This is a genomic window from Vibrio sp. 1069, from assembly GCF_033340555.1.
Genome location: NZ_JAWOWP010000877.1, coordinates 1 through 535, shown reverse-complemented (window position 1 = coordinate 535; position 535 = coordinate 1). Strand labels below are relative to the sequence as shown.

Annotated in this window: 1 protein-coding gene; it reads left to right on the top strand. The window is 50.1% G+C overall.

What is annotated here, in order from left to right:
- Window positions 1-522, top strand: a 522-nt coding sequence (locus R7040_RS29580) for a DNA-3-methyladenine glycosylase family protein (protein WP_411978236.1), incomplete at its 5' end; no start/stop codon positions are given.
- Between the last annotated feature and the right edge of the window lie 13 nt (window positions 523-535).

Below are 535 nucleotides of genomic sequence, written 5' to 3'. Positions count from 1 at the left end.
ACCGATATTTGTACTGTCGAGCAGCATTTGGATTATGTGGCACCAGGGCTTGTTTCGAACCGAGGCATTCGGATTCCTGGGGTGTGGAATGCTTGGGAAGCCGGGGTTAGAGCCATTCTTGGTCAACAAGTGTCGGTCAAGGCTGCGATAGGCCAGCTTAACTTATTGGTAAAAACGCTCAGTGGTGATGCTGACAAGCGCTTTTTCCCGACGCCAGATGCGATTGCGAATGCCGACGTGAGTTTTTTGCGGATGCCGCAAAGTCGTAAAGAGACGTTGGTGCGTTTCGCTCAGTTTATGCAAAACAACGCGGAGACGGATCCGCAACAATGGTTAGCGTTGAAAGGCATTGGACCTTGGACGGTCAGTTATGCTCAACTGCGTGGGCAATCCCAACCCGATTGCTTTTTAGATAAAGACTTAGTGGTGAAAAAAGCGATGCAGCGCTACCCATCACTCAATACGCACACCGCGGCCCCTTGGGGAAGCTACGCGACGTTTCACTTATGGAATCAATCATGAACACAGTTTATAC